Origin of the sequence: Williamsia deligens (assembly GCF_024171765.1) — a bacterium.
GTDB lineage: Bacteria > Actinomycetota > Actinomycetes > Mycobacteriales > Mycobacteriaceae > Williamsia_A > Williamsia_A deligens.
In genome coordinates this window covers 689,827-704,625 of sequence record NZ_JAMTCI010000001.1, presented here as the reverse complement: position 1 = coordinate 704,625, position 14,799 = coordinate 689,827, and the positions used below count along the sequence as shown (strand labels likewise).

The following is a 14,799-nucleotide window of genomic DNA, read 5'->3' as shown; positions in this document are numbered from 1 at the left end:
GCCACACCGGTTATATCGGACCCCGGACGGACGCGCAGGGGGTTCGCCCGCTCGCGGGGGAGGACGTCGTGCGAGGTCAGCGCATGCGGGTGTTCAGGTTCATCGACGTCAGGATCTGGTCGATCGCGGTCTGCACGTCGGACGGTTCGATGCGCATGAGGGCGTCGGCGTCGAGGTCGGCGATGTCGATCTCGCCCGAGCTCAGGCGGAACTCGCGCTCCTCCTCCGCGGACTCGATCACGTTGCGGATGAAGCGACCGTTGCCGGCGAGGTCGATGAGACGGACCTGGTTGCCGCTCTGGTCGGTGACCATCGAGGAGTAGAGCGGCATGCACGCCTCCTGGATCACCCGCACCGACGACGCGGGCAGCTGCGAGTCGCGAGCCCTGGCGATGACCTCGGCGATCTCCGCGAGTTCGTTCGGTCGGTAGGACTCGAAGCGGATGCGCCGGGCGAAGCGGGACGCCAGGCCGTCGTTGGCAGAGAGCAGTCGGTCGATCTCGCCGTCGTATCCGGCGATGATCACGACGAGGCGGTCGCGGTTGTCCTCCATCCGCGCCAGCAGCGTGTCGACGGCCTCGCGTCCGAACGCGTCACCGCCCGACAGCCCGGTCTGGATGAGCGTGTAGGCCTCGTCGATGAAGAGCACCCCGTCGAGCGCGCGGTCGATGAGCGCCGACGTCTTGGGCGCGGTGCTGCCGAGGTGTTCGCCGACCATGTCGCGTCGGCTCGCCTCGACGATCGAGTCGGACTTGAGCAGTCCCAGACCGCAGTACGTCTTGGCGATGATGCGGGCGATCGTCGTCTTGCCGGTGCCGGGAGGGCCGGTGAAGGCGAGGTGCAGGCTGCGGGACTGGCTCGCGAGCCCCTTGTCGGCGCGGACCTTGGCCAGTGCCACCGCCGACGAGAGCTTCGCGACCTGGGTCTTCACCGAGCCGAGGCCGACCTGTCGCTCGAGTTCCGCCTTGGCCTCGGTGAGGCGGTCGTTGCCGGTCGCGGACAGGTCGACACCGATCGTCTCCTCCGGCACCGACGCCGGGTCCCACTTGTCGGTGCGTCGGGCGATGCGCTCGGGATCGACGACGACGAGCCGGTACCGCGGATCGCGCAGCGCCTCGGCGTTGGCCGCGAAGCCCGGATCACGCGAGTAGACCTGCTCGAACAGGGCGCGCGCCTTCTCCTCGTGGCCCTCCTCCCGCAACACCAGGCCGTGGGTGAACATCGCTGCCGTCGCCGCCGCGGGTATCGGGCCGGACTCCGCCTCCTCGAGGCGTCGGTTGGCCTCGGTGAACATGCCGAGCTGCGCGCAGGCCGAGCCGATCATCACGTTCGCGCCGGCCACCATGTACTCGTCGGTCCACCCCGCCGCCGCGCTCGAGAGCACCGACAGGACGTCGGGCCAGCGCTGCGTGGTGAAGTGCAGCATCGCGCGGATGTAGGTCACGATCGGTGTCGCCTCGTGGGCGGGGATCTCGGCGAGCACCTCCTCGGCGCCGGTGTGATCGAGCCCGGTGACGAGCGACGCCGCGTATGCGGCGATCACGTCGGTGGTCGAGGTGATCGGGTAGTCGATGTAGAGGCCGGTGGCGAAGCGACCGACCAGCGTCCCGGGTGGCAGCCCGAGTCGGCGCAGTTCGGCATGCAGCGACCCGCGTGTGCGGTAGAGGTTCAGCAGGTTGTGCGACGCGTCGTCACCGCAGGCCATGCGGCCCAACCAGGCGTCGGCCATCTCCGGGGCGAACTCGGATGCGCGCTGGAAGGCGAGTGCTGCCTGCGCCGGATCCCGCGGGGCCTCCTGGCCGTCGACGGGGAGTCCGAGAGACAGGATCCCGAAGTCGAACAACCGCCGCGCCTGCCGGATGTCACCCACGGTGCGCCCCCTCGCTGCACAAACACACGAATGCTCGCGCCCACCCTAGTCAACGCCGCTCCGGCCGCCGGTGACCGGCCACGACGTGATCGGCGACACCGAATACGATGGCGCGGTGAGCGCACAGGTCGATACCGTCACCCACGCAACCGACACCCCCGACACCCCGCAGCCGTACCGCGAGCTCGGGTTGAAGGACGACGAGTACGCGCGTATCCGCGAGATCCTCGGCCGGCGCCCCACCGACGCCGAGCTGGCGATGTACTCGGTGATGTGGTCCGAGCACTGCAGCTACAAGTCGTCGAAGGTGCACCTGCGCTACTTCGGCGAGACGACCACCGAGGAGATGCGGTCGTCGATGCTCGCCGGGATCGGCGAGAACGCCGGCGTCGTCGACATCGGTGACGGGTGGGCCGTCACGTTCAAGGTCGAGTCGCACAACCACCCGTCCTACGTCGAGCCGTATCAGGGCGCCGCGACCGGCGTCGGCGGCATCGTCCGCGACATCATGGCGATGGGTGCGCGTCCGATCGCGGTCATGGACCAATTGCGGTTCGGCGCCGCCGATGCCCCCGACACCCGTCGCGTGGTCGACGGTGTGGTGCGCGGTGTGGGTGGCTACGGCAACTCCCTCGGCCTGCCCAACGTCGGTGGCGAGACCGTCTTCGACCCCAGCTACGCCGGCAACCCACTCGTGAACGCGCTGTGCGCGGGCGTCCTCCGCACCGAGGACCTGCACCTGGCGTTCGCCTCGGGTGCGGGCAACAAGATCATCCTGTTCGGCGCGCGGACCGGCCTCGACGGCATCGGTGGCGTGTCGGTCCTGGCGTCGGAGACGTTCGACGACTCCGGGGAAGCGGGGCCGAACCGCAAGAAGCTGCCGTCGGTACAGGTGGGCGACCCGTTCACCGAGAAGGTGCTCATCGAGTGCTGCCTCGAGCTGTACCACGCGGGTCTGGTGATCGGCATCCAGGATCTCGGCGGCGCCGGTCTCGCCTGCGCCACATCGGAACTCGCCGCCGCGGGTGACGGCGGGATGCACGTCGACCTCGAGAAGGTGCCGATGCGCGCCGTGGGTATGACACCCGCCGAGGTGCTCTCGAGCGAGTCCCAGGAACGCATGTGTGCGGTCGTCAGCCCGGAGAACGTCGACGCGTTCATGGACGTCTGCCACAAGTGGGACGTCCTGGCCACCGACATCGGCGAGGTCACCGACGGCGACCGGCTCGAGATCACCTGGCACGGTGAGACCGTCGTCGACGTGCCGCCCCGGACCGTCGCCCACGAGGGCCCCGTCTACCAGCGTCCCGTGGAGCGTCCTGCCTGGCAGGACGAGGTGGTCGCGTCGACGACGGCCGGTCTCGCACGCCCGTCGACCTCGGACGAGCTGCGGGAGACGCTGCTGCGCATGATCGCCTCACCGGCACTGTGCAGCCGCAAGTTCATCACCGAGCAGTACGACCGCTACGTCCGCGGCAACACCGTCCTCGCCGAGTACGCCGACTCCGGTGTCCTCCGCATCGACGAATCGTCCGGTCGTGGAATCGCTCTGGCGACCGACGCCTCCGGTCGGTACACCTACCTCGATCCCTACCGGGGCGCCCAGCTCGCCCTGGCGGAGGCCTACCGCAACGTCGCCGTCACCGGCGCGTCCCCGACCGCGGTGACGAACTGCCTGAACTTCGGGTCGCCGGAGGACCCGGCCGTGATGTGGCAGTTCTCCCAGGCCGTGCGTGGACTGGCCGACGGCTGCGCGCATCTCGGCATCCCGGTCACCGGCGGCAACGTCAGCTTCTACAACCAGACCGGCTCGACGCCCATCCTCCCGACCCCGGTGGTCGGCGTCCTGGGTGTCATCGACGACGTCCACCGCCGCATCCCCACCGGTTTCGGCGCCGAGCCCGGCGAGACGCTGATCCTCCTGGGGGAGACCCGCGACGAGTTCGACGGGTCCATCTGGGCGCAGGTCGTCCACGACCACCTCGGCGGCGTCCCGCCCGCGGTCGACCTCGACCGCGAGCGCCTCATCTCCGAGATCCTCACCGCCGCATCGCGCGACGGACTGATCTCGGCCGCGCACGACCTCTCCGAGGGTGGACTCGCGCAGACGATCGTCGAAGCCGCGCTCGCCGGCGAGTCCGGCGCGCGCATCGTGCTGCCCGAGGGCGCCGACCCGTTCGTGTACCTGTTCTCCGAGTCCGCCGGTCGCGTGCTGGTCGCCGTCCCGCGATCCGAGGAGACACGGTTCACGGCCATGCTCGACGCACGACAGCTGCCGTGGGACCGCGTCGGCGTCGCCGATCAGGCGATGGACTCCGTCGAGATCCAGGACCACTTCTCGGTGTCGTTGCAGGAGTTGCGCGAGACCCACGAGGCCACGTTGCCGGCGCTGTTCGGCTGAGTCGTACCATCGTGCGGTTGTGACCACACGGCTCAGGGAGGCAGCGATGACCGGTCCGGACCACGGGGACCATCCGAACCGCGGAGGGGGACAGCCCCCGTCGTACGGACCGCCTCCCGGCTACGGATCGCCGCAGGGTTACGGACCCCCGCAGGGCTACGGACCCCCGCAGGGCTACGGACCGCCGACCGGTTACGGACCCCCGCAGGGCTACCCACCGCCGCCCGGCTACGGCGCTCCGCAGGGTCATGGCGTGCCGGGGTATCCGCAGCACCCCGGTGGAGGTGTCACCTTCTCGTCGCCACCGACCTCGGCCACTGCCGTGATCGCTGCGGTGCTCGCGTTCCTCGGGGCGGTGGCGGGCCTGTTCGGGGTCATCGGCGACATCGCGGTGCTCAGCACGACCTCGTCGCACGCCGTACCCCGCCGGATACGCCGCGGTGGAGCTGATCGGGAACCTCGCGCGCGCCGTCGTGCTCGTCGCGGGAGGCGTCTTCCTGCTCCGTCGACGCATCCTCGGCCGGACGCTGGTCCTCGTCGGGTGCGGGCTGTCGGTGCTCGTCGGGATCGCGGGGGTCATCGTCGTGGCGGCGGTCGCGAACTCCAGCAGTGGCGTCGAACTCGCGGTGGGCTCCGGGATCGGGGCGACCATGGGGCTGATCTTCCCGATCGTCACCGTCATCCTCCTCGTGCTCCCGGCGACCACACGGTGGTTGCGGTCGGCCTGACCGGCGCACCGATGGCCTGCGTGCCGCCTCGCTGATTCGGACACGCCGGAACTAGAACGTGTTCTACCCTCGGCGCACGAGGCTGAGGAACACGAGAGGCGACGATGGCACTGCGAGTGGTCGAATGGTCAACCGGCACGGTGGGGCGGCACGCGATCGCCGGCATCGTCGCCCGCCCCGAGCTGGAGCTCGTCGGCGTGTGGGTGTCGGACCCGGCGAAGGTCGGTCGCGACGTCGGTGATCTCGCCGACCTCGGACGGGATCTCGGCGTCCAGGCGACGAACGACCGCGACGCGCTGCTCGCACTGAAGCCGGATGCAATCGTCCACACCGCGATGACCGACGACCGCATCTTCGAGGCCATCGACGACCTCGTCTTCTTCCTGGAGAACGGCATCAACGTCGTGTCGTCGGGCCCGGTGCTCCTGCAGTTCCCGAAGGGTGTCGTCCCCGACGACCTCGTCGCACGCGTCCATGACGCCGGCGTGCGGGGCGGCGCCAGCCTGCACGTCAACGGCATCGACCCGGGATTCGCCAACGACGTGCTGCCCCTGGCCATGACGAGCCTGTCGCAGCGGATCGACCAGGTGCGGTGCTACGAGATCGCGGACTACTCGACGTATTACCAACCCGTGGTCATGCGCGACATCTTCGGCTTCGGCAAGCCGCTCGACGAGACTCCGATGCTGTTCACCCCAGGGGTGTTGTCGATGGCGTGGGGGAGTGTGGTCCGCCAGATCGCCGCGGGACTGGACCTCGTGCTCGACGAACCGCTGGTCGAACACGTCGAGAAGTACGCGGCCGAGGAGGACATCTCGACCGTGTCCGTCGACATCGCCACGGGGACGATGGCGGCGGTGCGGTTCCAGGTGGCGGGTCTCGTCGACGGCGTCGAACGCGTTGTGCTCGACCACATCACCCGCACACACCCGGAACAACGTCCCGACTGGCCGACACCGACCACCGGCGACGGGTGCTACCGCATCGAGATCACCGGTGAGCCGATGATGACCGTCGACTTCGTCCACAGGGGCGAGAACGGCGATCACAACATCTCCGGCATGATCACCACCGCCATGCGGCTGGTGAACGCGGTCGAAGCCGTCGTCGCGGCCGAGCCCGGTCTGGTGACCGCCCTGGAACTCCCGCTCGTCACCGGCCGCGGGCTCGTCGCCGGCACCTGAGGCCGCACCGTCGTCGGGTGACCCGGGTCACCGGCGGCGCGGTTGATCTTCGTGGTGCGCGCCACTGGGCGGACGGCATGTAGGCGAACTCGCACGCGTCCGAGAGGGCGGGCCTGTCGGCGTGCCCATATCGTTGACCTCACGTGCCGGGGGAGCCGTCGACGATTGCGGCACAGCTGCTCTCACTCCCCGGGCGCAGAGGAGGACAGACCCGATGGTGACACTTTTCGTGGTGGGTGCGGCGACGGTGGCCTACATCCTGCTGTCCGGTGGCGGGATGGACTTCACGTCGCGAAGCCGCCGCTACTGAGCCACGACCAGGACAGGTGAGTCTGCGGCCTGCTGCGCAACCACGGCCGAGTCGTGTCGAGTGACGCATGGTGTGACACAGAGAATTTCACGATCGCTCAGGCATGCATGGCTGTCCTGCGCAGAATCATGGTCATGTGGATGGCCGACACCAGGAAGAAGAACCCGCCCAAAAGTGCGTAACCGCCGACGCTCGTGACGCTGTCGGTGCCCTGTGCTGCCTGCGCGAGGAACGTCAGGCCGGCGACCACGGAGATCGCGCCGCTGACAATCTGCGCGATCTGCCCGCCGGCCTGACGCCGCTGTAGAGCGGTGATCAGTTGGGCGACTCCGGAGAGCATGGCCCAGGCTCCCCACACTCCGACGGCTGCGGCGACGGAAGTCGTCGAGGCCACGCCGACCGCAACCGCGACGACGACGCTGACGACGATGTTGATCCTCTCGGTGACCCGTGGCGTCGACGCAGGACGGCCCGATCGGCTCTGGACGTAGACGGCACCGGCGTCGACGACGGGGTAGATGACCAGGAGCGCGGTCAACAGGGGGCCCACATGGGGCATGGCGACGACCAGGGCCAGGGCCCACACGACCGCGAAGGCGGAGCGGACCGCGTAGACCGCGCGGAGGCCGGTGAGGAACTCGGACGGCGTTCGGGTTGTGGAGTGGGTCATCGCAGGCTTCTTCCGTGGGGGATCCGGGTGGCGGACGAACTAGTAGAGTTACTAGTACGTCTACATGGACGCTAGACGGCTCCACCCGTGAGCGCAATAGACGGTCAGCGGGCGGTGGTCGGTCCGTAGGGTGACCGTGGAGTGGGAGGGAGTCAGTCATGTCGGCGGACACGTCAGAGGGCACCGCGACACCGCGGTCGGCACCCACCACCCGCGACCGGATCCTGGGGGCGGCGAACGAGCTGTTCTACTCCCAGGGGATCCGTGCGACCAGTGCGGATCGGATCATCGAGCAGGTCGGGATCACGAAGGTCACCTTCTACCGCCACTTCCGGACCAAGAGCGATCTCGTCGTCGCCTACCTCGAACACCAGGCCGCGGGCGAACGGCAGTGGATGGAACGGCTCCACGACGCGGACGACCCGCTCGGGTCCCTGCGCGCTCTCGCCGCGGATCTCGGAGCCGCGAGCTGCGGACCCGGGTTCCGGGGCTGCGCGTTCATCAACGCCGCTGCCGAGTTCTCCGACCCAGATGACCCGGTGCGCGGCGTCGTCGACGGCCACCGCCGGTGGCTGCTCGACACCTTCGCCGACATCGCCGCCGAGGCCGGGGTGGGTGACACCCACGCCACCGCACGGCAATTGATGCTCCTTCGCGACGGCGCGATGGTGAACGGCTACCTCGGGACGCCCTCCACCGTCGCGGACGCCCTTGCCGGTGCGTTCACCTCCGTCATCGACGCGAACAGGAGCTGAGGGTCGCGACGGCCCCTGGTGCGATCAGAGCGTGGACGCGTCGGCGGTGTCGGCGGGTGTCGACGTCGCCGTGCGCGAGGTCCATCGGTAGAGCCACGCGACCAGCAGGATGAAGACGATGCCGCCGATGATCTGTGCCGGGTTGTCGAAGCCGTCGCCCACGATCGCCAGCGGGGAGTCGTCTCCGGTGGCGGCGACGATGGCCGCGAACACCACGCCGAACAACGACTCGCCGACGATCAGGCCGCAGGCGAGCAGTGTGCCCATCCGCTTGGTGCGGCCGGGGTTGGCGCGGCCGTCGGCCCATCGGTTGTAGAAGAAGCCGAGGAGTGCGCCGATCGGGATGATGACGGTGAGCGAGATCGGCAGGTACATCCCGAGACCGACGGCCAGCGGCGGTACGCGGAACCGCGTCGTCCTGCCCAGGATCTCGTCGACGAGGATGACGCCGAGCCCGATCAGCGCGCCCACCCCGATCAGCGCCCAGTCGATCGAACCACCGAACACGCCGTCCACCAGCGACGAGATCAGCGATGCCTGCGGGGCGGCCAGTGCGTCGTCGCCGGCCCCGGGCGCGCCCACGAAACCGAACGCCGTCTGCATCAACTGCAGGATCGGCGGGATCACGGCCGACCCGAACAACACGCCGATGATCAACGCGACCTGCTGTTTCCACGGCGTCGACCCGACGAGCTGACCCGTCTTGAGGTCCTGCAGGTTGTCGTTGGAGATGGTGGCGACACCGAACACCACCGCGGTGGTGAAGAGCGTGAACGCGACCAGTGCCGTCGACTGCCCGGGGTCGGCGCTGCCGAACGTGACCTTGATGAGCAGGGCCGCACCGATCGCGACGAGGATGCCGACACCCGAGATGGGACTGTTCGACGATCCGATGAGTCCGGCCATGTAGCCGCACACCGCCGCGATCAGCAATCCGAGGACGAGCACGAACACCAGCGAGACGGCGATGATCCCGGCGGCGTTCCCGTCGAGCGCTGTGCCGCTGATGAAGTCGAACAGGAGGAAGCCGATCGGGATGAGCATCAGGACCGCGACGCCACCGACGATCTGCACGGGGATGTCGCGCTCGGTGATGTCGACGGTCTCACCGGATCGCCGCAGTCGCGCTGAACGGGCCGAACTCACGATCCCCGTCGCGATCGGCCGCAAGATGCGCAGCAGGGTCCAGATGGCGGCCACGGCGATGGTGCCGGCGCCGATGAAGCGGACGTCGGAGGAGAACACCGACGAGACCGCGTCGGAGAGGGTCTCGCCGGACGGCAGGTCGCCCCATGTCCGGATGGGGACGAGGACGCCGTAGGAGATGATCAGACCGATGAAGATCGCGATGCCGACGGTGATCCCCACCAGGTGGCCGACGCCGATCAACGCCAACGACAGGCTCGCGCCGAACATCGTCCCGCCCGACCCGACACGGAACGCCGCCGACACCGAGTTGCTCAGCACCTTGAGGGAGGCGACGAGCGAGAACGCTGCCGCGACGACCGCCGCGACACTGAGGATCCGCAGGCCGCCACGGTTGTCCTCCGCGCCGGCCGCGGAGTCACCGACCTTGAGGACCTCCGCACCCGCGACACCCTCGGGATAGGGGAGGTCGGATCCGGTGACGAGCGCCCGCCGTAGCGGGATCGAGTACATCACGCCGAGGATGCCGCCCATGGCGCACACCGCGACCGTCGTCCAGTAGGGGAAGCCGGTCCACCACCCGACCATGATGAGGCCCGGGAGCACGAAGATGATGGCGGACAACGTCCCTGCCGCCGAGGCGATGGTCTGCACGATGTTGTTCTCGACCACGGTGTGGTCGCGGAAGTACCGCAGCACGCTCATCGAGATGACCGCGGCGGGGATCGATGTCGCGAACGTCAGACCGACCTTGAGGCCCAGGTAGACGTTGGCCGCGGTGAAGACCAGGGTGATGAGACCACCGAGGACGACCCCTCGGACGGTCAACTCCTTGATGTCCTGCCTGCTCTCGGTGCTCAACGCCATGCCCGGCTCCCTCTCGTCGACTCCGGCGCCCGTCGGGATCCGGCCCGTCGAGTATGCGACCTCCTCGCGATCAGGGTGTGGGAAGCCACGCCGTAGGTGGTGGGCCGTCTGGGATGTGTTATCGCGCTCGTGTGCACAAATAGCGTTCTGTTACTCGTGACCGGGGTTACAGTGGACGTGTGTCGCACGCGGATGTCCGGGACCCGGCCGAGATGGTCTTCCATGCCCTGTCCCGGGACGACATCCACACCGCCGACGACATCCGTGAGGAGGTCACGGCACTCATCCGCGACGGTCGGCTGCCGGAGGGTGCGCGGCTGCCCACCATCCGCGACCTGACGCATGGATCGCACCTGAGCAGTCGGGCGATCGTCGGCGCGTGGGCGGAGTTGCGGCGTGCCGGACTCATCGACACGAACCGCCGCGGCGGCACCGTCGTGGCGGGTCCCGCCGACGGTGCGGAGCGCAATCGAGGCTGGGCCGACCGCGATCTGTTGACCGGGAGTCCCGACTACTCGCTGCAGCCGGATCTGGCGCCGGCGATCCTGGCCGGTCTCCGGACCGACCAGCTGAACCGGCCGCGCCGCGACTACATCACCGATCGGCTGCGAGACGCCGTCCAGCGGGACTGGCCGTTCGCGGCCGAGTCCTATGTCGCCGCCGGCGGCGGTTCCGAGGGGCTCCTGCTCGCCGTCGAGGCGGCCGCGTCGCCCGGTGACCTCGTCGCCGTGGAGGAGCCCATCATCCCGGGTTTCCTGGACACGCTGGAGGCGGTCGGATACCGGGTGGTGGGGATCGAGTCCGACGATCACGGTGCCCGTCCGGAATCGCTCGCCGCCGCCCTGGCACTGGGTCCCACGGTCGTGGTGTTGCAGCCCGAGGGCGCCTACGCGGCCGGTGGGGTGCTGGACAAGGAGCGAGCGGACGCACTGGCCGACGTGATCGAGAACGCCGGGCACACCCCGTGGATCGTCGAGGACGACGCGGTCGGACCGCTGGCGGTGGCGCAGGCGCCGTCGTTGGGGGATCGGCTGCCGCACCGGACGGTCCGGGTGCGCAGCTACTGCAAGGCCTTCGGCATGGACATCAAGACCTGCGTCATCGGCGGTGCCGCCACCGTGGTCGACCAGGCGATCCGACTGCGGGTCCACGGGATCGCCGCGAACAGCCGGATCCTGCAGAACGCGTTGGCCCATCTCGTCGCGGACCCGTCGGCCGCCGAGGTCGTCGCCTCCGCGCGCGAGCACTACGACCGACGGCGGACGGCCCTGGTGTCGGCGCTCGCCGACCGCGGCATCACCGCGTCGTCGGGGCCGAACAGTCTCGTGGTCTGGGCCGAGGTCCGTGACGAGACCGGCGCGATGCTCGAACTCGCGCGCCGCGGCGTGAACGTCGGCAGCGGCGCGCGGTCGTTCGTCGGCAGTGGGACCGGGCTGCTCCGCATCGCGGTACCTCAACTCCCCGACGACGTCTCGGCCATCGGGGACCTCGCCGATCAGATCGCCGCAGCGGCATCGGCGGTCCATCGCGAGTTCCTCGACTGACCCGGCCGGCGGCCTCGGGGCGGACTCCCCGGCGGCTGGGGCGCGTCAGCGGCGGTCGACTTCAGCGACGGTCTACGGCGGCGACGGCGTCGTCGAGCGCCGGTGCGAGGGACGTCGCGATGGTGTGCAGGGTGTCGACGTAGGCAGGGTGTTCGAGCGTGAGCGGCACCGAGAACAACCACTCCGTCGCCCGCTCGGGAGCCTGGGTGCGGGTGATCGTCGTGACGACCTCGTCGATGGATCCGTGGGCGACCCGGGCGTCGCCGAGGAATCGACCGGGATCGCTGGCGGCGGTGGTGCCGGAGTAGTAGTCGGGGCTGAGCACGCGGTCGATGTCGAGCAGGTCCTCGATCACGCCGGGCAGCACGCCCAGCGTCACACCGACACGGGCCGTCGCCGCGTCAGCGGTCTCCAGGTATGCCCCCACGACGGCCTCGATCCCTGTGGTCCGTCCGGCCTCCGACCCGGGATGGGGCAGGAGACCGTCCCCGGCCGCACCCGCCCGTCGTGCGGTGTCCGCATTGCCGGTCGACTGCCACACCCGACCGCGGATGTCGGTCGGTGACGGGCAGATCGGCACACCACCGTCGACGAGCCCAGTGGCGAGCAGGTCGTGGAGTTCGGCGAGGCGCCGGTCGTACAGCGCTTCCCGGTCGTCCACCGACAGCCCGAACGCGCTGTACGCCGACGCGGAGTGACCGAACCCCAGACCCTTCCCGACGCCCAGTTCGAGACGTCGGTCGACGAGGTGGTCGGTGACGGCGGCATCCTCGGTGAGCCGTACGGCGTTCTCGAACGGCAGCGCGACCACTGCGGTGCCGAGCCTGATGCGTCGGGTGTGCTGGGCGACCGCCGCGAGGATGGGGAACGCCGTCGGCGCCGCCGCGTGATGCGCCCCGAAATGGCGGGTGGCCAACCAGATCGACGTGAACCCCAGGTCCTCGGCCACGACGGACAGGTCGACGACGCGGCGGTAGATCTCCCGTGTCGGACGTCCCGCCCGCAGCTGCAGGAACAGCGACCGGGCGCGCACCGTGGCGGCCCGGTCGTCTGCGATCGCGGTCACAGCCCGTAGTGGCCGCGCAGGGTGTCCGACGTGTACTCGTGCCGGAACAGCCCACGGCGACGCAGGATCGGGAGGACCTCGTCGACGAACGTCTGCAGCCCCGAGGGGAGTTCGTCGAGCATGACGTTGAAGCCGTCGCACGCGCCGGTCGTGAACCACGTGGTGATGACGTCGGCGACCTGCTCGGGCCCACCGACCACCGTCGCATGTCCGCTGCCGGCGGCGAGCAGCCGTGCTGCGCCGCGGGTGTCGAGTCCCTGTCGCCGGACGAACTCCAGGAAGACGGCGCGCTGTCCCCGGGCACCGCCCGAGAGGTCGTTCGGCGGCACCCGATCCCACGGGATGGGCGCATCCAGTGTGAGCTCGTCGGGATCGACGCCGAGTCGCGCTGCGAGGTTGACGATCTGGACCTCGTCGGGGATCAGGTCGGCCAGCTCGTCCTGCCGCCGACGGGCAGCGACCTCGGAATCGGCGAGGACGACGATCAGCCCGGGTAACAACTTCACGCTGTCCGGGTCGCGTCCGGCGGCACGCGCGAGCGTGCGGATCTCGTCGCGCCGACGCCGTGACGAGTCGGCGTCGACGTGGGCGGTGTAGACGGCGTCGGCGGTACGGGCGCCCAGCTCGACGCCGTGGGTGGATGCACCGGCCTGGACGAGCACGGGCCGACCGTGCCGCAGGGGCGGCGCCTTGAGAGGGCCGGCGACTCGGAAGTGTTTGCCGTCGTGGTTGATCGGGTGGATCCGGCCCGGATGGAGGTACCTGCCGGTGGACTTGTCCGCGTCGATGGCGTCCGGCGTCCACGAGTCCCACAGCGCCGTGACCACGTCGAGGAACTCCGATGCCCTCTCGTAGCGGTCCGCCTTGGCGAGGGCCTGTTCCATCGAGTGGTTGCGGGCCGCGGCGTCGCCGCCGGTGACCACGATGTTCCAGCCTGCCCGGCCGTTCGACACGGCCGCGAGCCCGGCGAGCTGACGAGCGAGGACATAGGGATCGCTGTACGAGGTCGTCGCCGTGACGATGAGACCGATCCGCTCGGTGTGCGCGGAGATCACCGACTGCGCGACGATCGGGTCGATCAGTCGGCTCGGGGCGTTCCACTCCTTGGTCTGAAGGTCCGGGGAATCGGCCAGGAACACGGCGTCGAACAGGCCGCGCTCCGCGATCCGGGCGACGTCGAGGTAGTGCTGGATCGAGACGAAATGCTCCCCGGGTTCTGCGGCCCGGCGCCACGGGCTGCCGATGGTGCCACCGGGGATCAGGTTCGCGTTGAGGATCACCTCGCGGCTGTCGGTGTCGCCGACCATGGCCACTCCGTTCTCGTGGGATCGATGTCGGTGCGGGGTGTGATGCAGGCGCCGACGACGAGTCGGGCGGGGTCGGATGTCCACTGCGACAGCGACCCCGGGTACAGCGCGGCCCGCACCCCCAGTGTCGCGAGATGCAGCACCTGCAGTGCCGCCGCGACCCCGCTGCCGCAGTACGACGCGACAGGCCACTCCTGGTCCCCGGTGCCGACGCCCAGTGCCGCGTAGCGACATCGCAGCCGATCGTCCGGGAGCAGGGTGCCGTCGGGGGTGAGGTCGTCGAACACGGGTGCGTTGACGGCGCCGGGGATGTGGCCCGGGCTGCCCTCACCTCCCTGGTAGGCGACCGACGGGCGAGCGTCGAGGAGCAGACCGCGCTCCGCCAGCACGGCGACGTCGCCGGTGTCGACGGTGGGCAGGCCGCCGGGGACCGCGATCACGTGGTCGCCGACTGGTGTGTCCACGAGAGGCGCGCCGATGGTCGTCACCTCCTCGCCGGTCTCGAGGGGCCCACCTGCGGCGACCCACGCGCGCAACCCGCCGTCGAGCAGTCGGACGTCGGTGAGGCCGGCCCACCGCAGTACCCACCAGGCGCGGGCCGCTGCGGCGGACGCCGTCCCGTCGAGGACCACGACGGTGGTCCGGCGCCCGACACCCCACCGCCGCAGCGACCGCGTCAGGTCGGCCGGGTGGGGAAGGGGCCGCGCACCCCCGCCGGGCGTGGGTGGACCCGCGAGGTCGCGGTCGAGGTCGACGAATCTGGACCCCGGGATGCGGCCCGCGTGATGTGCGCCGGGGTCGGGACGGCCCTCGCGGTCGACGCGGACGTCCAGCACCACGGTCGCGCGCGACGTGGGCGTGAGCAGGTCCGTCGCGGACACCACATGCTGCGAACGCGGTCCGGTCATGGGCGAAAAGTACGGCTTCGGAGGGTGTGCAAACAATATTCCG

At 69.8% G+C, this 14,799-nt stretch carries 11 protein-coding genes; 5 read left to right on the top strand and 6 right to left on the bottom strand.

Annotated features, from left to right (window positions below):
- Nucleotides 1–76: 76 nt before the first annotated feature.
- Nucleotides 77–1,870 (bottom strand): type VII secretion AAA-ATPase EccA, encoded by a 1,794-nt coding sequence (gene eccA, locus LX14_RS03310; RefSeq protein ID WP_253645847.1) that lies wholly within the window; start codon nt 1,868–1,870, stop codon nt 77–79.
- A gap of 115 nt (nt 1,871–1,985) precedes the next feature.
- Between eccA and purL the strand changes: the two genes are divergently transcribed.
- From purL to LX14_RS03295, 3 genes are all read left to right on the top strand, one after another.
- Nucleotides 1,986–4,271, top strand: coding sequence for a phosphoribosylformylglycinamidine synthase subunit PurL (gene purL / locus LX14_RS03305; protein WP_253645846.1), 2,286 nt, complete (start codon nt 1,986–1,988; stop codon nt 4,269–4,271).
- A 440-nt stretch (nt 4,272–4,711) separates the two neighbouring features.
- Complete coding sequence (locus tag LX14_RS03300; protein ID WP_253645845.1) at nt 4,712–4,999, top strand: hypothetical protein; 288 nt, start codon at nt 4,712–4,714, stop codon at nt 4,997–4,999.
- Nucleotides 5,000–5,103: 104 nt separating this feature from the next.
- Complete coding sequence (locus LX14_RS03295) at nt 5,104–6,183, top strand: NAD(P)H-dependent amine dehydrogenase family protein (RefSeq protein ID WP_253645844.1); 1,080 nt, start codon at nt 5,104–5,106, stop codon at nt 6,181–6,183.
- A gap of 407 nt (nt 6,184–6,590) precedes the next feature.
- Here the strand turns inward: LX14_RS03295 and LX14_RS03290 are convergent, their stop codons facing one another.
- Complete coding sequence (locus LX14_RS03290; RefSeq protein ID WP_253645843.1) at nt 6,591–7,163, bottom strand: DUF308 domain-containing protein; 573 nt, start codon at nt 7,161–7,163, stop codon at nt 6,591–6,593.
- A gap of 158 nt (nt 7,164–7,321) precedes the next feature.
- On the opposite strand from LX14_RS03290, the gene LX14_RS03285 reads away from it, so the two are divergent.
- Complete coding sequence (locus tag LX14_RS03285) at nt 7,322–7,918, top strand: TetR/AcrR family transcriptional regulator (protein WP_253645842.1); 597 nt, start codon at nt 7,322–7,324, stop codon at nt 7,916–7,918.
- Nucleotides 7,919–7,942: 24 nt separating this feature from the next.
- Here the strand turns inward: LX14_RS03285 and LX14_RS03280 are convergent, their stop codons facing one another.
- The gene (locus LX14_RS03280; protein ID WP_253645841.1) at nt 7,943–9,931 is read right to left on the bottom strand and encodes an OPT family oligopeptide transporter; all 1,989 of its coding nucleotides are present in this window, start codon (nt 9,929–9,931) and stop codon (nt 7,943–7,945) included.
- A gap of 179 nt (nt 9,932–10,110) precedes the next feature.
- Between LX14_RS03280 and LX14_RS03275 the strand changes: the two genes are divergently transcribed.
- Nucleotides 10,111–11,475: an aminotransferase class I/II-fold pyridoxal phosphate-dependent enzyme gene (locus LX14_RS03275; RefSeq protein WP_253645840.1), complete on the top strand. Its 1,365-nt coding sequence runs from the start codon at nt 10,111–10,113 to the stop codon at nt 11,473–11,475.
- A 61-nt stretch (nt 11,476–11,536) separates the two neighbouring features.
- Here the strand turns inward: LX14_RS03275 and LX14_RS03270 are convergent, their stop codons facing one another.
- From LX14_RS03270 to LX14_RS03260, 3 genes are read right to left on the bottom strand one after another with little or no spacing between them, the layout of a single operon-like run.
- Nucleotides 11,537–12,541 (bottom strand): LLM class flavin-dependent oxidoreductase, encoded by a 1,005-nt coding sequence (locus LX14_RS03270; RefSeq protein ID WP_253645839.1) that lies wholly within the window; start codon nt 12,539–12,541, stop codon nt 11,537–11,539.
- Nucleotides 12,538–13,848 (bottom strand): NtaA/DmoA family FMN-dependent monooxygenase, encoded by a 1,311-nt coding sequence (locus LX14_RS03265; protein ID WP_253645838.1) that lies wholly within the window; start codon nt 13,846–13,848, stop codon nt 12,538–12,540. The genes LX14_RS03270 and LX14_RS03265 overlap by 4 nt, the downstream gene beginning before the upstream one ends.
- Entirely contained in the window at nt 13,818–14,756 is a 939-nt protein-coding gene (locus tag LX14_RS03260) for a sulfurtransferase (protein ID WP_253645837.1), read from the bottom strand. Before LX14_RS03260 ends, LX14_RS03265 begins: the two co-directional genes overlap by 31 nt.
- Nucleotides 14,757–14,799: the final 43 nt, after the last annotated feature.

Bases quoted from the DNA above. Each gene is read 5' to 3' on its own strand.
- LX14_RS03295 (WP_253645844.1), top strand. From the start codon at position 5,104: ATGGCACTGCGAGTGGTCGAATGGTCAACCGGCACGGTGGGGCGGCAC.
- LX14_RS03290 (WP_253645843.1), bottom strand. From the start codon at position 7,163: ATGACCCACTCCACAACCCGAACGCCGTCCGAGTTCCTCACCGGCCTC.
- LX14_RS03285 (WP_253645842.1), top strand. From the start codon at position 7,322: ATGTCGGCGGACACGTCAGAGGGCACCGCGACACCGCGGTCGGCACCC.
- LX14_RS03280 (WP_253645841.1), bottom strand. From the start codon at position 9,931: ATGGCGTTGAGCACCGAGAGCAGGCAGGACATCAAGGAGTTGACCGTC.
- LX14_RS03265 (WP_253645838.1), bottom strand. From the start codon at position 13,848: ATGGTCGGCGACACCGACAGCCGCGAGGTGATCCTCAACGCGAACCTG.
- LX14_RS03260 (WP_253645837.1), bottom strand. From the start codon at position 14,756: ATGACCGGACCGCGTTCGCAGCATGTGGTGTCCGCGACGGACCTGCTC.